The organism is Pseudomonas syringae KCTC 12500, from assembly GCF_000507185.2.
Taxonomy (GTDB): domain Bacteria; phylum Pseudomonadota; class Gammaproteobacteria; order Pseudomonadales; family Pseudomonadaceae; genus Aquipseudomonas; species Aquipseudomonas syringae.
This window is the reverse complement of sequence record NZ_AYTM02000002.1, coordinates 5,713,201-5,728,656: the sequence shown is the minus strand read 5'-3', so window position 1 is coordinate 5,728,656 and position 15,456 is coordinate 5,713,201. Positions and strand designations below refer to the sequence as shown.

Genomic DNA, 15,456 nt, shown 5'->3' with positions numbered 1-15,456 from the left:
ATAGATCTACCCAAGGGGTGCGACTGAATTTAACGTGCTTTGCATGAAGCCGGATAGCCCTTTGTCCGGACAGCCACAGGAGCAACAGCCATGCAGGTGGATTTCAACTCGGACATGGGTGAAAGCTTTGGCGCGTGGACTATTGGTGACGGCGTCGATACTGAATTGATGACCTTTATCAGCTCCGCCAATGTTGCGACCGGTTTTCACGCGGGTGACCCTGGCACCATGCGCCGCACGATCGAGCAGGCGAAACGCCTGGGCGTTGCCATCGGCGCACACCCGGGGTTTCGCGATCTGGTCGGCTTTGGCCGCCGGCATATCAACTCGACGCCCCAGGAGCTGGTCGACGACATGCTCTACCAACTGGGTGCCCTGCGTGAACTGGCGCGGGTGCAGGGCGTGGCCTTGCAGCATTTCAAACCACACGGCGCCTTGTACATGCACCTGGCCAGGGACGAAGCCGCAGCACGCCTGCTGGTGGAAAACCTGCAGCGCCTGGAGCCTGATTTGCTGCTTTACTGCATGCCCGGTTCGGTTATCTGCAAGATCGCCGAGGAACTGGGCCAGCCGGTGATCCGCGAGTTCTACGCTGATCGGGATTACGACCTTAGCGGCTCCATCGTCTTCACCCGTCACGTACGTGCCCTGGACCCGACCGAAGTCGCAGCCCGCGTGGTGCGCGCGTGCCTGCAAGGTCTGGTGCGTACTGTCGAGGGTGAGGACCTGAGCATCGAATTCGATTCGATCTGCCTGCACAGCGACACGCCGGGCGCGCTGGACCTTGCAGAAGCGACACGTCTGGCGCTCGACGCAGCGGGCATCAAGGTGCGTGCACCGCGTTGAGTCCAAGGTATCGTGTGCACAGACGCACGAGCCGTGTTACTGATTTTTTGCCTGCCGTTCTACAACGATTTCAAGAAAGGAACAGACATGGCTGATCCGATTCGCTACAGCTTTGGCGCTGATGAACATTTGTTCGCCGAGGTCAGTGACAGTATGTCGCTGGAAGCATTTTTCAAGGGACTGGCGGTGACCCGTGCGGTCGAGCGTCTGGCGCTGGATGGTGTGCTGGACGTTTGCCTGGCCAACGCGTCATTCCAGATTCGTTTTGACCCGGACCGTATCGCACCACACGTCTTACTCGAAGCGGTAAGGGCGGCCGAGGCCGGTGCGGTCGCAGAACGTACCCTGCAGACCCGGATCATCGAAATCCCGGTGCTGTACAACGATCCGTGGACCCACGAAACCCTGATGCGCTTTCGTGACCGCCATCAAGACCCCGGTTCCACCGACCTGGAATACGCTGCACGCATCAATAACCTGGCGGATGTCGATGCCTTCATCGCCGCGCACAGCGGTGCACCGTGGTTCGTTTCGATGGTCGGTTTTGTCGCCGGTCTGCCGTTCATGTTCCAGATGGTGGAGCGCGAGCGTCAGCTGCAAGTGCCCAAATACCTGCGTCCGCGCACCGATACGCCCAAGCACACACTCGGTCACGGCGGCTGCTTCGGCTGCATCTATTCGGTACGCGGAGCGGGCGGTTATCAGATGTTTGGCGTCACTCCCGCGCCGATCTATGACCCGCAGCAGAAGCTGGCCTACCTGAAAGAGCACATGGTGTTCTTCCGGCCGGGCGATATCGTCCAGTTCAAACCGCTTGACCGGCAAGCCTATGACGAGGCTGTCGCAGAGGTGGAAGCGGGGCGCTTCGACCTGCTCATCCGCCCGGTCGAGTTTTCACTGGATGCCTTTCTGGCCGATCCGGTGGGCTATCCCAAGTCGTTGCAGGAGGTGCTGGCATGATCAAGGTGCTCAAACCCGGTCTGGCCACCTCGGTTCAGGACCTCGGCCGCGAGGGCTATTACCACTTGGGCATTCCGCCCTCCGGTGCGCTCGATCAGTATGCCCTCAGCGCCGCCAATCAGTTGGTCGGCAATCCACCCGGCGCTGCGGCGCTTGAATGCACACTGCTGGGGCCGGAGCTGGAGTTCCAGTGCGATACATTGGCTGCAGTCTGCGGCGCGCACATGGCGGCGCGTCTCGACGGCGTGGAAATGCACCACGACACCGCCTTTGCGGTGAAGGCCGGGCAAGTGCTGCGTTTCGACTTCCCCAAGGACGGTGCGCGTACCTATCTGGCCGTCGCCGGCGGTATTGATGTACCGCTGGTACTGGGTAGCCGTTCGACGTACACGCTGGGTGCGCTTGGCGGTTTTCAGGGTCGCCGACTGGCCGCTGATGACCAGCTGCCGATAGGCACACCCAGCGGCAAGGGACGCGCCGGGGCCAGTCTGCCGATGGCCTTGCGCCAATCGCTGGGCGGGGAAGTGTATCTGCGGGTCGTGCCGGGCCTGTATTACGAGCGCCTGACCGAATTTGCCGCCACCAGTTTTTTCTCCGAACCCTGGAGCGTAGGGTCGGAAGCCGACCGCATCGGTTACCGCTTCAAGGGGGGCAGGGCGCTGACCTTCCAGCCCAGAGAGCAGCCCTTCGGCGCCGGTTCCGATCCGTCCAATATCGTCGACAGCTGCTACCCGATCGGCTCGATTCAGGTGCCTGCCGGGCTGGAACCGATTGTGTTGCACCGTGATGCCGTGTCGGGCGGGGGCTATGCGATGATCGGCACGGTGATCAGCGCCGACCTGGACCTGATCGGTCAGATGCAACCCAATCAGACCGCCCGATTCGTGGCCGTCACGCTGGAGGAAGCGCTGGTGGCGCGCAAGTCCTACAAGAAGAAGCTGGCGTGCCTGAGCAAACTGTTTCCTTCCTGAGACGGTCAGTCGGTCTGTCCGGACTCCAGTTGTGCCCGCATCTTCGCGCGGCACACTTCGAGTATTTCGTCCGCCAGCGGCGAGTCATTCGGGCAACTGCGTGACAGCAGCAGCGCCCCCAGCGCATGGGCAAAGCGGTCGATGGTGTTTGCCCGCGCCTGTTTCCATTCTTCGTCGCCGGGCGCTGCCTGAGCGGGAGCAAGCGCTGCAAGCAGGCTTTCGATGCCGTCGGCGAAGGTCGCTTTGACCTCGTCCGACTGGCGCGCTGCATCTCCGCTCAGCGCGGCCATAGGGCAGCCCGTGCCAAGGTTGTCGCGGTGCTCTCGGGACAGGTAGTAATCGATGAACTGCGCTGGATCGATGCCGGTCGAGTTGGCCACCGTCTGCGAGAAGGCACAGGCCGCCGATTCGGCCATCAAGTCGGATTTGGAACCGAAATGCTTGTAGAACCCGCCGTGGGTAAAGCCCGCCGCCGCCATCAGGTCGGCCACCCCTACACCGTCATAGCCATGCTCGCGAAACTGGACGGACGCCGTCTCGACGATGTGTGCCCGGTTGGCCTGGGCCTGCGCCTTGGTGACTCTCATGCAGGTTGCCTCTTTGCCTGTCTGGTGGTGGCCATCTCGGCCTGGAAGAGGGTGAATATAGCATTGATGCTGACCGTCATCAAAACCGCTGATCGTCAGGATGCTGGCTGCAAGTGGTGGCTGACGATTAATACGGATCTTCGCCTCCGCGTTGAAAGTGTTAGCGTATTCCCCGCGTTTTTCTTTGTAACAAGAAAGCTCAGACTAGTCGTCAACCTGTTTATGGCACACAAAGCCCCCAATGCTGATGGGCAGTTAGCCCCTCAGGAGAGAGCACTATGCATCGAACGAAAATTTCCGCCGCAATTGCCATGATTTCCGCAGCCACACTCGCCACTTCGCTGGCCTACGGCGCGACCGCCATTCCATTGCCTGCCAGTGCGCCTGCTGACAAACCGATTGGCAAGCTCGAGCAGGTTCATGCCTTTTATGACGCGATGCCCACCGGTGTGACAGTCACTGAAACCGGGCGAATTTTCGTCAATTTTCCGCGCTGGGGTGACAAGGTGCCGTTTACCGTGGGCGAGATTCGTGACGGCAAAGTGGTTGCCTACCCCGATCTGGCGGTCAACAAGGAGAACCCCAAAGACCCTGGCGACGGGCTGATCAGCGTGCAAAGTGTGGTTGCCGATGGCAAGGGGCGTGTCTGGCTTCTGGACACGGCCGCGCCGGGCTTTGCGTCTCCGCGTCGAGGCGGCGCCAAGCTGGTTGCGGTGGACCTGGCCACTAACCGAATCGTCAAGCGCCTGGTGTTTCCGGATAACGTCATATTGCCCGGCACCTATGTCAACGACATGCGCTTTGACTTTCGCAAGGAAGCGGAGGGGACGGTCTATGTAACGGACTCATCCTTGAGCGGGCCGGGTGCGATCATTGTCATGGACATTGCCAGCGGTCACGCCGTGCGGCGCTTGAACGGGGCGCAGTCAACATCTGTCGATCCGGCTTTCGTACCCGTCGTCGAGGGCGTGGCGGTGCTGGGCGATGGCCCGAACGGAACGCGCAAACCGGTCGGCGTCGCCTCGGACGGCATTGCGTTGTCGGCGGACGGCAAGACACTGTATTTCTCGCCGTTGTCCAGCCGTCATCTGTATGCCGTGGCCACCGAGCTGTTGAACGACAGCAAGGTCAGTGAGCAGCAGTTGGCAGCGGCGGTGCAGGACCTTGGTGAAAAAGGTGCTTCGGATGGCCTGGAAGCCGATGCCAAAGGCGCGGTATACGCAGGCGACTACGAGCATAATTCGATTCGCAAACGCCTGCCGGATGGTACCTGGCAAACAGTGGCACACGATCCGCGCATGCTGTGGCCTGACACCCTGTCGATCGGCCCGGATGGCTACCTGTACTTCATCGTCAACCAATTGCACCGCCAGGCCAACTTCAACGCCGGCCACGACAAGCGCGAAAAACCCTACAGCCTGCTGCGTTTAAAAATAGACGCTGCGCCCGCACCTACCCACTGATCGAATCGAATACCGGAGCATCGATAATGAACGTATCTGCAAAGCCATTGGCCTTGATGGCGGTCCTGAAAGCCAGTGCCGGCAAAGAGTCGGCCCTGAAAACCGCAGTGTCGGCACTTGTGGAACCGACCCGGGCGGAGCCAGGCAATATCGAGTACACACTGTTCGAAGCGCGTGATGAGCGCGGCACGTTCTACATGCGTGAATGCTTCAAGGATCAGGCAGCACTGGAAGTCCATGTCGCCACGCCGCACTACCAGCAGTTCGCGGCAGTCAGCGGTGAGTTGCTGGCAGAGCCGCCGCAGCTGATATTTCTCGATCAGGTATCGAGCTGAGTGTTCTGAAGGGCCCGGTCAGTCCGGGCCCTATTGAGCACCGCCGATATCTCAGAAAATATTGATCGGGTAACTGACGATCACCCGGTGCTCATCGGAATCACGCTGGCTGGCGAATTCGGTGCGCAGTTGCGCGTGGCGTAGCGCGATGCTGAGGTTCTTTGCCGGGCCGGACTGCACCACATAACTCAGGGTGACGTTGCGCTCCCACTCCTTCTTGTCGCCGTCGGACGTCTGGATGTTCGAGCCGCTTTCATACATTGCCAGGAAGTTGAGACCCGGTACGCCCAGTCTGGCGAAGTCATAGCCGTAGCGAACCTGCCAGGTACGTTCTCCGGCGCGCTGGAATTTACCGATCATTGACTCGGTCATGAAGTAGGCAGTCGAGCCGTCACCCTGATTCAGCCAGACCGCATCGCTGTCACCGGTCACGGCCTGGCAACCCGCAGCGAAGGTGTGGCCATTGATCAGGTAGGTGAACTGGGCGCTGGAAAGGCGGCTGTCGACTTCACCCTTGGTGACGCCGTTGCCGTAATAACCCACTGTGTAGAACGCCGGGTCGTGACCGTTGGCGCCGTCCGAGCGGTTGTCGAAATGGCGCAGGTCGGTGCGCAGGGTGCCTGGGCCCAGTTGCATGTCGTATTTCAGGCCCAGAAAGTTCTGCTTGTAGAAGTTTTCCAGGTTGCCGTAGTAGTACTGCAAGGTCAGGTCTTTGGTCGGTTTGTAATCGACGCCTGCGTAGTAGAACTTGTTGACGAACTCGCCGGTCAGCGGGTTGTTTGCACCCGGAATCGACATACCCATCTGATTGGTCGAACCACGGCCCATGACATGTTCCAGCTGGCCTGCGGTGAAGGTGAAGTCCTTCAGGTCGCCAGACTGAATCTGCCCGCCACGAAAAGTCTGTTGCAACATACGGTCGGTGGACATCACCACCGGCAGCATCGGCACCAGCGTGCCGTATTTCAGTTCGGTTTTGGAGACGCGTGCCTTGAGCGTTGCCCCCAGGCTGCTGAACTCGTCGACCGCACGACCGTCGCTGTCTGTGGGGAAGATATTGCCGTTGAACGCCGTGCTTTGCGGGTTGTAGTGACGGCCTTTGCCCGAGTCCAGACGAATGCCCAACTGGCCGAGTGCATCGACACCGAAGCCCACCGTGCCTGGCGTATAGCCCGACTGGTAGTTGAGCATGAAGCCCTGGCCCCACTCCTGCGTGTAGTTCGGGTCGGCAGCGCCGCTGCGGTTATCTGCGTTACTGAAGAAGTTGCGCGCAAGAATACTGGCCTTGCTGTCCTCCAGAAAACCTTCGGCGTAGCTCTGCTGAGCGATCAGCAGACCACAAAAGCCCGCAACGAAAGGGGCGGCGCGATTGATACGCTCCATCGGATTCATCCTCATGCTGTAATTAAGTGTTTTTTGAGAGGCAGAGTCAGGCGGCAGTCAGGTTTCTTTTTGTTTTTCAGGCGCAGGTGTTACACATGAATCCGTTGCAGGCGTTGTTGCACCGGGCACTCGATGAAGCTCGACGCGAGGCAGACGATGCAGAACCAGCAGCGCGAGCACGCCCAGCCCGGCGCACGTCAGCAGCCCCGTGCCCACCGCCTGGGCGAGGGCGGTGCGGGCTATCAGCAGCGCCGCATCGACATTGGCAGGCGTGTGCTGCAGCAGAACCTGAGGGTCAGCCAAGCGCGGTAAGGCCGACGCCTGACCTGCTGCGTTCAGCGCACTTTGCAGGTTGGTGACATACAGCAGCTTGACCAGCACGCCCATGGCCGCCGTACCCAGCAAACCGCCGACCAGTCGCAAGGATTGCGTCAGTGCCGTGGCGATACCGAGAAATTGCCGTTCGGCGAGCGTCTGGGTGAATACGGTCAGGTTGAGCAGAATGAAACCCAGCCCCAGCCCCGCCAGCAGAATGAGCCCCAGCAAGGTGCTGAACCCGGCATGCAGCCCGACCAGTGCCAGGGCAATGCAGGCGACTGACAACGCAGCAAACCCGGCGACCGGCAGCCGGTTGGGGTTGGCCATGCGTGTGACGATCCGGCTGTTGACGATGGCGCCCAGCGTAATGCTCAGCGCCAGCGGGGTAAGCAGTAACCCTGCGTCTTTTGGCGAGTAGCCGTAGCTGCCCTGCAAGAGCAGCGGCAGATAAAAAAGAAGAGTGAACATGATGGCGCCGGCCAGCAGCGACATGATGAACAGCAGGCGGATGCTGCGGTTGGCGAATAGTCCGGCGGGCAGCAAGGCAAAGGCACAGCGGCGCTCCTGGAACCAGAGGCCGGCCATGGCCGCGAGGGTCACGGCGCCACAGGTCAGGCTGACGGACAGAGAACGCTGGCCCAGCCATTCGACGAACAATTGCAGGCTGCCCAGCGTCAGTACGATCAATAAAGCCCCGAGCCAGTCGAGCCGGATCGCACCGGCAGAATGGGCTCGATGCCCTTGCGGGCGATACCACGGCAGAAAGCGCCAGGCAAAAAACAAGGCAACCACGCCCAGGGGCAGGTTCAACCAAAAAACCGAACGCCAGCCAAACTCGCCGGACAGATAACCGCCCAATCCTGGGCCGATGGCATTGACCACGCTGAACATGGCACTCAGCAACACCTGCCAGCGCAGCCGCTGGCGGGTGTCGGGAAACAGTTCGGGCACACAGGCAAAGGCGGTACCGATCAACATGCCGCCGCCCACGCCTTGCAAGGCTCGCCCGATCACCAGCACCAACATGCTGTCTGCCAGTGCGCAGAGCAGCGAGGCCAGCGTAAAGATGATTGTTGCGGCCAGCACGAACGGTTTGCGCCCGTAAAAATCGCCCAGCCGGCCAAAGATCGGGATGGTCACGATAGAGGCCAGCAGATAGCCGGTGGCGACCCAGGCGTACAGCTCGAAACCGTTGAGCTCGGCGACGATGCTTGGCAGTGCGTTGCCGATGACCGTCTGATCCAGCGCGGAAAGGCCCAGCACCAGTGATATGCCAAACATCGCCAACAACGCCTGTTTGAAGGTCAGGGCTGGATGGCTCGGCGTCGTCATGCCGAGGTGCTCAGCGCAACGCAGCGACAGCAGTCGCCATGCGCGCGCAACCGTCTTCAAGGGTTTCCAGTGCTGTAGCCGTAGACATCCGGAAAAACGGTGCCAGGCCATAGGCGGTGCCTGCTACAACGGCCACGCCCTGACTTTCCAGCAGGTACAGCACCACGTCTGTATCGGCTTCCAGTACCGAACCTGACGGTGTGGTTTTGCCGATCAGTGCCCCGCAATTGACGTAGAGATAGAACGCGCCTTCCGGCTTGATGCAGCTCAGGCCGTCAATGGCGTTGATCAGCTCAAGGCAACGATCACGGCGCTGTTTGTAGACCTTGACGCTGTCGCTGACAAAAGACTGGTCGCCGTTGAGGGCAGCCACTGCGGCGGCCTGGCTCACCGAGCAGGCGTTGCTGGTTGACTGCGATTGCAGGGTCGCCATCGCCTTGATGATATCGTCGGGGCCTGCGGCGTAGCCGATGCGCCAGCCGGTCATGGCGTAGGTCTTCGACACGCCGTTGATGATCAGCACGCGTTCGCGCAGCGCTGGCTCCACTGTGAGCAAGTGACTGAGCGGAGTGTCGTCGTAGCGAATGTGCTCGTAGATGTCATCGGTCATGACCAGCACGTGCGGATAATCGAGCAGTACGTCGGCCAGCGCGCGCCATTCGGATGCGCTGTAGCTGGCACCGGTCGGGTTGCTCGGCGAGTTGAGCAGCAGCCATCGGGTGCGCGGCGTGATCGCATTGCGCAGTTGCGTGGCAGTCAGCTTGAACTGATTTTCTTCCGGGCATGCCAGGGGCACAGGACGACCGTCGCAGGCCAGGACCATGTCCGGGTATGACACCCAGTAAGGCGCGGGTATGAGCACCTCATCGTCGACACCCAATGTCGCCGCAAATGCATTGAAGATCGCGGCCTTGGCACCACTGGTGACCACGATCTGGCCGGGCGCATAAGCAAGGCCGTTTTCACGCTGCAGCTTGGCGGCGATTGCCTCGCGCAGCGCCGTGGTGCCCGCGTTGAGCGTGTAGCGGGTTTCACCGTTCTCGATGGCGGCACAGGCGGCCTGACGAATGTGCGCTGGCGTGTCGAAGTCCGGCTCGCCAACCACCAGATTGATGATCGACTTGCCTGCGCGCCGCAGTTCATTGGCCCGATCGGCAGCAGCGCTGCTTGGCGACGGTTTGATGCGGAGCACGCGGGCAGCGATGCGAGATGCGGTCACGTTGGCATTCCTCGTTGATGGCCTTGATGAGGAATACGCTACGAGCCAGCGAAGCGCTCGCCATAAGACGAGTTCGTTCTGGGTTGATAGGCAGCGCTTATGACCGCAGATGAACCAGCGTCGCACCAAAACCGGGCGGGCAATGGTTGCAGGGGGATCAGCGCCTGACAAACCCGATCAGCGGAGACTGACATAGCAATTGCTTATGTCTGGTTTTCTGGAGCTGGCCTGGGTCTTGCTGAAGCCTCCTGATCGCGACTCTGGAGTGCACGACCTTGAACCTTCGCCGTTTGAAATATTTCGTGAAAATTGTCGACATTGGCAGCCTGACCCAGGCCGCCGATGTGCTGCACATCGCACAACCTGCGCTGAGCCAGCAGTTGGTGACGCTGGAGGCCGAGCTGCAGCAACAGTTGTTGATCCGCACCAAGCGCGGCGTCACCCCGACCGAGGCGGGCAAGGTGCTGTACGGGCATGCTCAGGTGATCCTGCGCCAGTGCGAGCAGGCGCAGAGTGACGTCAACGCCAGCGGTCTGGCGTTATCGGGGCCTGTGTCGGTAGGGCTGGCACCCGGCACTGCCGCTTCGACGCTGTCGCTGCCGTTGCTCAAACGCGTACGCGAGCGTCATCCGGGCATTCTGCTGTACCTCAATGAGAACTTTGGCACCACCCTCAGCGAGTTGATCATGAACGGGCGCATGGACATGGCCGTTCTCTATGGCGGGCGAGAGGTGCATGGCCTGAGTTTCGTGCCGTTGATACGCGAGCAACTGTACCTGGTGAGTGCCGAAGAGGTGCTTCAGGGCCGCGAGGAAATTCCGCTCAGCGAGCTTGCCGATATCGACCTGCTGTTGCCACGCACCTACAACACTGTCCGGCGTCTGGTGGACGAGGCATTTGTGCGTATCGAACGCAGTGCCCGGGTGGTCGCAGAAGTCGAATCTTCGACGACGCTGGCCGCAGCAGTGGCCGATCGATTCGGCTCGACCATTCTTCCCGAGTCTGCTGCACGGGTGCTGGCAGACACGCATGCGGTCAACCTGAGCCGCATTGTCGAACCAGAAATCGAAGCACCTCTCGCGCTGTGCCTTTCCGGGCACTTGCCGCTGTCGGTGCCGGCCCAGGCGGTCAAGGCCATCCTTCTGGAGCTGGTCGCGGAAATGCGCGGCAACCGCCGTACGCAATGATCGCGACGTCATAAGGGGCGCTTATCACCCCACAGTCAAACCGTCTTGGCGGTCAAAAACCTGCCTCGTTACATTGCCCTCAGCCACATTTCATTTGCCAGGCAAGGGCTGTTGCATGAAACCGGAACGTATCAAAGCACTTATCGACCTGATGGCCGAATCGGACCTGAGCGAACTGAGCCTGTGTGAAGGCGACGCGCAGCTGCGTTTGCTGCGCGAGCCCGCTCAGGTCGCCAATCGCGCCAATCCGGCTGTTTCGACAGCGCAGACGATGCCCGCAGCGCGCCCTGTTTCTGCGGTTCAGGCAAGTACGACGGCCGCCGTGCAACAGACACAGGCCTGCGCTTCGCTGTACGGGGTGTTGCACCTGACACCGGCACCTGACCAGCCGCCTTTCGTCGAGATCGGCACGTCCGTCGAGGTGGGGCAGACCCTGGCCGTGGTCGAGGCCATGAAGATGTTTCATCCGGTGAAGGCCGAAGCGGCAGGGGTCGTGACTGCCATTCTGGTTGCCAATGGCGAAGAAGTTCAGGCCGGTCAGGCGCTGTTCAGTATTGCGTGATGGTCTTGAGCTGCCTTGCAGAGCGTCTTGCGGATTCACCGATCAGGGGTTTTTGATGTTCGATAAAGTGTTGATCGCCAATCGCGGCGAAATCGCCCTGCGCATACAGCGCGCCTGCAAGGGCCTGGGCCTGCGTACGGTCGCGGTGTATTCCGAAGCGGATCGCGATGCCGGTTATGTACAACAGGCAGACGAAGCGCTGTGCATCGGTCCTGCCGCAGCGGGGCAGAGTTATCTGAATCAGGCGGCCGTGCTCTATGCAGCGCAGCTGACCGGTGCTCAGGCGATCCATCCCGGCTATGGGTTTCTGTCTGAAAATGCCGCGTTCGCCGAACGCATCGAGCAGGCTGGCCTGACCTTCATCGGCCCCAGCGCTGCGTGCATTCGGGTGATGGGCGACAAGGTCGCAGCCAAGCGGGCGATGCGCGAGGCTGGCGTGCCGTGCGTACCCGGTCCGGACACCAGCATGCCCGCCGATGCGCAAAGCATCGTGCAAATCGCTCGCGACATCGGCTACCCGGTCATCGTCAAGGCCGCAGGCGGCGGCGGAGGGCGGGGTATGCGCGTGGTTCAGGAAGAGTCTCAGTTGCTCGATGCCATTGCGCTGACCCGCGAAGAAGCCCGGCACGCCTTCGGCAATCCCGAGTTGTATATCGAGAAGTTTCTGGGTCAGCCGCGCCATGTCGAGATTCAGGTGTTATGCGATGCCTACGGCAATGCCGTCTGGCTCGGCTCGCGGGATTGCTCGATGCAGCGCCGCCACCAGAAGGTCCTTGAGGAGGCGCCTGCACCCGGCATCGACGCAGCATTGATGGCCAAGGTGGGGGGGCGCTGCGCACAGGCCTGCCGCCAGATGGGCTATCAGGGCGTCGGCACGTTCGAATTCCTCTTCGAAAAGGATGAGTTCTATTTCATCGAGATGAACACCCGCCTGCAGGTCGAGCACCCGGTAACGGAAATGACCTCCGGCATCGACATTGTCCAGCAGCAGATCCGCATGGCGATGGGCGAGCGCCTGAGTTTCAGTCAGGCCGACGTACGCGTTTCGGGCCATTCGCTGGAGTGCCGGATCAACGCCGAGGACCCGCGCAGCTTCATGCCGACGCCGGGGTTGGTCACTCGCTGGCAGATCCCCGGTGGTTTCGGTGTGCGGGTCGATTCGCATGTCAGCCACGGCTACCGCGTTCCGCCTTATTACGATTCGATGGTGGCCAAGGTCATCACCCATGGCGCCAGTCGCGATGAGGCGTTGGCACGCATGCGTCTGGCACTGAGTGAAATGCACGTCGAGGGTATCTCTACCAACATCGCGCTGCATCGCGACATTCTGCAGGACCCGGTGTTCTGCAAGGGTGGCATGGACATTCATCACCTGGAGCGCTGGTTGCAGACAAGGAGCCACCCATGACCCTCGTGCAGGCGCCGAATGCGCCAAGAATCACCTTGCTGGGAACCACCGCGTTGCTGTTCGAAGCACCCGGCGAGCTCGACCTGGCACCGCAGCAACGGATATGGGCACTGGCCCGTCTGAGCAGGGACTGGCCGCAGGTACGCGAGGCGGTGCCGGGGATGAACAACCTGATGCTGACCTTCGCAGCGCCACCGCGGGACCTGGCCGGTCTGAAAAACCGTTTGCTGGAGACCTGGGAGCAGTGCCAGCCGCTGCCGTTGCAAGGCCGGATCATTGAATTGCCGGTGGTGTACGGCGGTGATGGCGGCCCGCACATGGCTGATGTCGTCGCCCACACCGGGCTTGATATCGAAACCATCGCCAATCTGCACTGCGAGCCGCTGTACCCGGTATACGCCTTGGGCAGCCATCCGGGTTATTGCTACCTGGGCGGCATGGACCAGCGCCTGGCGACGCCGCGGCGCAAGGTGCCGGTACTCGATATCGGTGCCGGGTCGGTCTCCATTGGTGGCGTTCAGACAGGTATTTCCGCCTCGGCCGGCCCCAGTGGCTGGAACACCATAGGACGCACGGAGATGGTGTTTTTTGATGCGGGTCAGCAGCCTCCGGCGCTATTGCAACCCGGCGATCAACTGCGCTTGCGCATCGAGAGGATCATCCGATGATCGAAGTTATCAGCGCTACCGCACTGGCGACCGTTCAGGATCTGGGACGGCACGGCAGCCTGGGTTACGGCGTCGGCACCTCTGGCGCGATGGACACGCTGTCACTGCGGCTCGGCAACCTGCTGCTGGGCAACGATGAAGACGCGGCGGGCATTGAAATTCCGCTGTTCCCGTTCGAAGTGCGATTTGTCGATGACTGCACCTTTGCGATCACCGGCGCCGCCTGCGCTGCGTCGCTCGATGGTGAGCGGCTGCCGGGTAATTGGGTTGCCCAGGCACGCAAGAATCAGGTGTTGCGGCTCAATTACCCGACGATGGGCAGCCGCGTATATCTGTGCCTGGCCGGTGGCGTCGATGTGCCGTTGGTACTGGGCTCGCGCAGTACGCAATTGCGTGGGGCTTTTGGGGGCTGGCAGGGCCGTGCGCTGCAGCAGGGCGATGTGATTCCTGCGGGCGCTGCCAATGAGCCGCGTGCCAGTGATTTCGGGGTGCAATCGTCGGTGGCAGCCTTGCCGTTGTTGCTTGACGGGCTGCCGGCCATCCGCGTGCTGCCGGCTGCCGAATTCGACTGTTTCAGCGCCGAGGCGCAAGCAACGTTTTTTGCCGGTGAGTGGAAAATCACCACGCAGAGCAACCGTTACGGCTACCGCATGGAGGGCACGCCCTTGCTTGCGAGCGAGGCGCTGGAAATCCGCTCTCATGGCATCGTGCCTGGCGTGATTCAGGTGCCCCACGGCGGACAGCCGATCGTGCAGATGCGTGATGCCCAGCCCAGTGGCGGTTATCCCAAGTTTGCCACGGTCATTGAAGCCGACCTGTGGCGCCTTGGACAGGCACCGATCGGCAGCAAGGTGCGTTTTGTGCAGTGCAGTTACGACGAGGCGGTCGAGGCGCTGGACACCAATCACGCTTTCATCGAAGACGCCCGGCGCGTGCTCGCGCTGCGCAGCCTGCAAGGACATCGCTGATGAACATCAAAGAGATTCGCCAGCTGGCAGCATGGATTCGGGACGCCGGGCTTACTGTACTGGAACTGAAACGCCCGGGTTTCGAGCTGTTGATCCGCCGTGGCGAGCCTGTGCAGGCCTGTGCTGCGCCTTCTGCGCCACAGGTTGCCGCTGAACAGTCTGCGCTGACTGCCCATGTGGTAACCGCCGATAACCCCGGCGTATTTGTGTCGAGTCATCCTGATGAACGCGACAGCTACGTGAAACCCGGCGATGCAGTGGCAGCAGGGCAGTTGCTTGGGCTGTTGCGTATCGGCCTGCTGTATCTGCCGGTGCGCAGTCATCAGGCAGGGCGCGTACTGCGCTTCCTGGCCGCCGAAAACGAGCGCGTTGGTTATGGACAGCCGCTGATTGAACTGGAGGAACATGACCATGCGCATTGATCTGAATGCTGATCTGGGTGAGGGCTTCGGCCCCTGGACCATGGGCGAGGACGAGGCGTTGATGTCATTGATCTCCTCGGCCAACGTTGCCTGCGGCTTTCATGCCGGAGACCCGTTGATCATGGACAGCACGGTGCGCCGCGCTAAGGCGCTGGGCATCGATCTCGGTGCGCATGTCGGCTTCCCTGATCTGCAGGGGTTCGGCCGCCGCAGGATGAACATCGAACTCAAGGAGTTGTGCGCCATCGTGGTGTATCAACTCGGCGCTCTGGCGGGCCTTGCAGCTGCTGCCGGTTACCGCGTCACGCACATGAGTTTTCACGGTGCGCTGGGCAATATGGCCGCGGCCGATGCCGAACTGGCCGGGCCTCTGGTAAGGGCCGTCGCAGCGTTTGACCCGCAATTGATCATCAGCTCATCCAGCAGCGCGGCCATCGAGAGCGCCGCCGAGGCGTGCAATCTGAGGGTGGCGACGACCTTTCTGGCTGACCGCGCCTATGACGAAAACTGTCTGCTGGTGCCGCGTGGCATTGCCGGTGCGGTGGTCAAGGACCCGGAGCAGGTCCGGGCCAGGGTTGCGCAACTGCTGCAGGACGGCACGGTCACGACCCTGAGCGGCAAGCGTGTGGCAGTCAACGCCCAGTCGATTCTGTTGCATGGCGACACGCCGGGGGCGGTGGAGCTGGCGCGCAGCATTCGCCGGAGTATCGAAGAGCAGGGCGGTGTCATCACCCCTGTTTCACAGTTGCTCGGGTCATAAGCGCAGCTTATCGCCACACAACCATTGTGTCTTGGTCGCTGCCCGTGACGCTCGTTAAAGTCCAGTA

At 61.3% G+C, this 15,456-nt stretch carries 16 protein-coding genes; 12 read left to right on the top strand and 4 right to left on the bottom strand.

Annotation, left to right across the window (positions count from 1 at the left end):
- Nucleotides 1–90: 90 nt before the first annotated feature.
- From V476_RS24910 to V476_RS24900, 3 genes are all read left to right on the top strand, one after another.
- Nucleotides 91–846, top strand: coding sequence for a 5-oxoprolinase subunit PxpA (locus V476_RS24910; RefSeq protein WP_003426487.1), 756 nt, complete (start codon nucleotides 91–93; stop codon nucleotides 844–846).
- An 87-nt stretch (nucleotides 847–933) separates the two neighbouring features.
- Entirely contained in the window at nucleotides 934–1,806 is an 873-nt protein-coding gene (locus V476_RS24905; protein WP_003344902.1) for a 5-oxoprolinase subunit B family protein, read from the top strand.
- Nucleotides 1,803–2,777 carry a 5-oxoprolinase subunit C family protein gene (locus V476_RS24900; RefSeq protein ID WP_016568240.1) on the top strand — a complete coding sequence of 325 codons (975 nt, stop codon included), beginning with the start codon at nucleotides 1,803–1,805 and terminating at the stop codon, nucleotides 2,775–2,777. The genes V476_RS24905 and V476_RS24900 overlap by 4 nt, the downstream gene beginning before the upstream one ends.
- 5 nt (nucleotides 2,778–2,782) lie before the next feature.
- Here V476_RS24900 and V476_RS24895 read toward each other — a convergent pair whose 3' ends face one another.
- Nucleotides 2,783–3,364 (bottom strand): TetR/AcrR family transcriptional regulator, encoded by a 582-nt coding sequence (locus V476_RS24895; RefSeq protein WP_024960967.1) that lies wholly within the window; start codon nucleotides 3,362–3,364, stop codon nucleotides 2,783–2,785.
- Between the two features lie 278 nt (nucleotides 3,365–3,642).
- On the opposite strand from V476_RS24895, the gene V476_RS24890 reads away from it, so the two are divergent.
- A complete protein-coding gene (locus tag V476_RS24890) occupies nucleotides 3,643–4,827 on the top strand; it encodes an L-dopachrome tautomerase-related protein (protein ID WP_024960966.1) in 1,185 nt (394 codons plus the stop codon).
- 26 nt (nucleotides 4,828–4,853) lie between these two features.
- Entirely contained in the window at nucleotides 4,854–5,162 is a 309-nt protein-coding gene (locus V476_RS24885; protein WP_024960965.1) for a putative quinol monooxygenase, read from the top strand.
- Between the two features lie 51 nt (nucleotides 5,163–5,213).
- Here the strand turns inward: V476_RS24885 and V476_RS24880 are convergent, their stop codons facing one another.
- Genes V476_RS24880 through V476_RS24870 form a run of 3 tightly spaced genes read right to left on the bottom strand, consistent with a single transcriptional unit; the run spans nucleotide 5,214 to nucleotide 9,414 of the window.
- On the bottom strand, nucleotides 5,214–6,545 hold the full coding sequence (locus V476_RS24880; protein WP_024960964.1) for an OprD family porin: 1,332 nt from the start codon (nucleotides 6,543–6,545) through the stop codon (nucleotides 5,214–5,216).
- A 57-nt stretch (nucleotides 6,546–6,602) separates the two neighbouring features.
- A complete protein-coding gene (locus V476_RS24875) occupies nucleotides 6,603–8,195 on the bottom strand; it encodes an MFS transporter (protein ID WP_024960963.1) in 1,593 nt (530 codons plus the stop codon).
- A gap of 10 nt (nucleotides 8,196–8,205) precedes the next feature.
- Entirely contained in the window at nucleotides 8,206–9,414 is a 1,209-nt protein-coding gene (locus V476_RS24870; protein WP_024960962.1) for an aspartate transaminase, read from the bottom strand.
- A 275-nt stretch (nucleotides 9,415–9,689) separates the two neighbouring features.
- Here V476_RS24870 and nac point away from each other — a divergent pair, with 275 nt between their 5' ends.
- The 7 genes from nac (at nucleotide 9,690) to V476_RS24835 (ending at nucleotide 15,389) form a co-directional block, all read left to right on the top strand.
- Complete coding sequence (nac, locus tag V476_RS24865) at nucleotides 9,690–10,601, top strand: nitrogen assimilation transcriptional regulator NAC (protein WP_024960961.1); 912 nt, start codon at nucleotides 9,690–9,692, stop codon at nucleotides 10,599–10,601.
- A 115-nt stretch (nucleotides 10,602–10,716) separates the two neighbouring features.
- On the top strand, nucleotides 10,717–11,163 hold the full coding sequence (locus V476_RS24860) for an acetyl-CoA carboxylase biotin carboxyl carrier protein (protein WP_024960960.1): 447 nt from the start codon (nucleotides 10,717–10,719) through the stop codon (nucleotides 11,161–11,163).
- Nucleotides 11,164–11,218: 55 nt separating this feature from the next.
- Nucleotides 11,219–12,571 carry an acetyl-CoA carboxylase biotin carboxylase subunit gene (gene accC / locus V476_RS24855; protein ID WP_024960959.1) on the top strand — a complete coding sequence of 451 codons (1,353 nt, stop codon included), beginning with the start codon at nucleotides 11,219–11,221 and terminating at the stop codon, nucleotides 12,569–12,571.
- Nucleotides 12,568–13,239, top strand: coding sequence for a 5-oxoprolinase subunit PxpB (pxpB, locus tag V476_RS24850; RefSeq protein WP_024960958.1), 672 nt, complete (start codon nucleotides 12,568–12,570; stop codon nucleotides 13,237–13,239). The genes accC and pxpB overlap by 4 nt, the downstream gene beginning before the upstream one ends.
- Complete coding sequence (locus tag V476_RS24845; RefSeq protein ID WP_024960957.1) at nucleotides 13,236–14,207, top strand: 5-oxoprolinase subunit C family protein; 972 nt, start codon at nucleotides 13,236–13,238, stop codon at nucleotides 14,205–14,207. Before pxpB ends, V476_RS24845 begins: the two co-directional genes overlap by 4 nt.
- Nucleotides 14,207–14,629, top strand: a complete 423-nt coding sequence (locus V476_RS24840) for an acetyl-CoA carboxylase biotin carboxyl carrier protein (protein WP_024960956.1) — start codon at nucleotides 14,207–14,209, stop codon at nucleotides 14,627–14,629. Before V476_RS24845 ends, V476_RS24840 begins: the two co-directional genes overlap by 1 nt.
- Nucleotides 14,619–15,389 (top strand): LamB/YcsF family protein, encoded by a 771-nt coding sequence (locus V476_RS24835; protein ID WP_024960955.1) that lies wholly within the window; start codon nucleotides 14,619–14,621, stop codon nucleotides 15,387–15,389. Before V476_RS24840 ends, V476_RS24835 begins: the two co-directional genes overlap by 11 nt.
- The last annotated feature ends 67 nt before the right edge of the window (nucleotides 15,390–15,456 follow it).

Coding starts and splice junctions, on each gene's coding strand:
- V476_RS24910 (WP_003426487.1), top strand. CDS start 91: ATGCAGGTGGATTTCAACTCGGACATGGGTGAAAGCTTTGGCGCGTGG.
- V476_RS24905 (WP_003344902.1), top strand. CDS start 934: ATGGCTGATCCGATTCGCTACAGCTTTGGCGCTGATGAACATTTGTTC.
- V476_RS24900 (WP_016568240.1), top strand. CDS start 1,803: ATGATCAAGGTGCTCAAACCCGGTCTGGCCACCTCGGTTCAGGACCTC.
- V476_RS24895 (WP_024960967.1), bottom strand. CDS start 3,364: ATGAGAGTCACCAAGGCGCAGGCCCAGGCCAACCGGGCACACATCGTC.
- V476_RS24890 (WP_024960966.1), top strand. CDS start 3,643: ATGCATCGAACGAAAATTTCCGCCGCAATTGCCATGATTTCCGCAGCC.
- V476_RS24885 (WP_024960965.1), top strand. CDS start 4,854: ATGAACGTATCTGCAAAGCCATTGGCCTTGATGGCGGTCCTGAAAGCC.
- V476_RS24880 (WP_024960964.1), bottom strand. CDS start 6,545: ATGGAGCGTATCAATCGCGCCGCCCCTTTCGTTGCGGGCTTTTGTGGT.
- V476_RS24875 (WP_024960963.1), bottom strand. CDS start 8,195: ATGACGACGCCGAGCCATCCAGCCCTGACCTTCAAACAGGCGTTGTTG.
- V476_RS24860 (WP_024960960.1), top strand. CDS start 10,717: ATGAAACCGGAACGTATCAAAGCACTTATCGACCTGATGGCCGAATCG.
- accC (WP_024960959.1), top strand. CDS start 11,219: ATGTTCGATAAAGTGTTGATCGCCAATCGCGGCGAAATCGCCCTGCGC.
- pxpB (WP_024960958.1), top strand. CDS start 12,568: ATGACCCTCGTGCAGGCGCCGAATGCGCCAAGAATCACCTTGCTGGGA.
- V476_RS24845 (WP_024960957.1), top strand. CDS start 13,236: ATGATCGAAGTTATCAGCGCTACCGCACTGGCGACCGTTCAGGATCTG.
- V476_RS24840 (WP_024960956.1), top strand. CDS start 14,207: ATGAACATCAAAGAGATTCGCCAGCTGGCAGCATGGATTCGGGACGCC.
- V476_RS24835 (WP_024960955.1), top strand. CDS start 14,619: ATGCGCATTGATCTGAATGCTGATCTGGGTGAGGGCTTCGGCCCCTGG.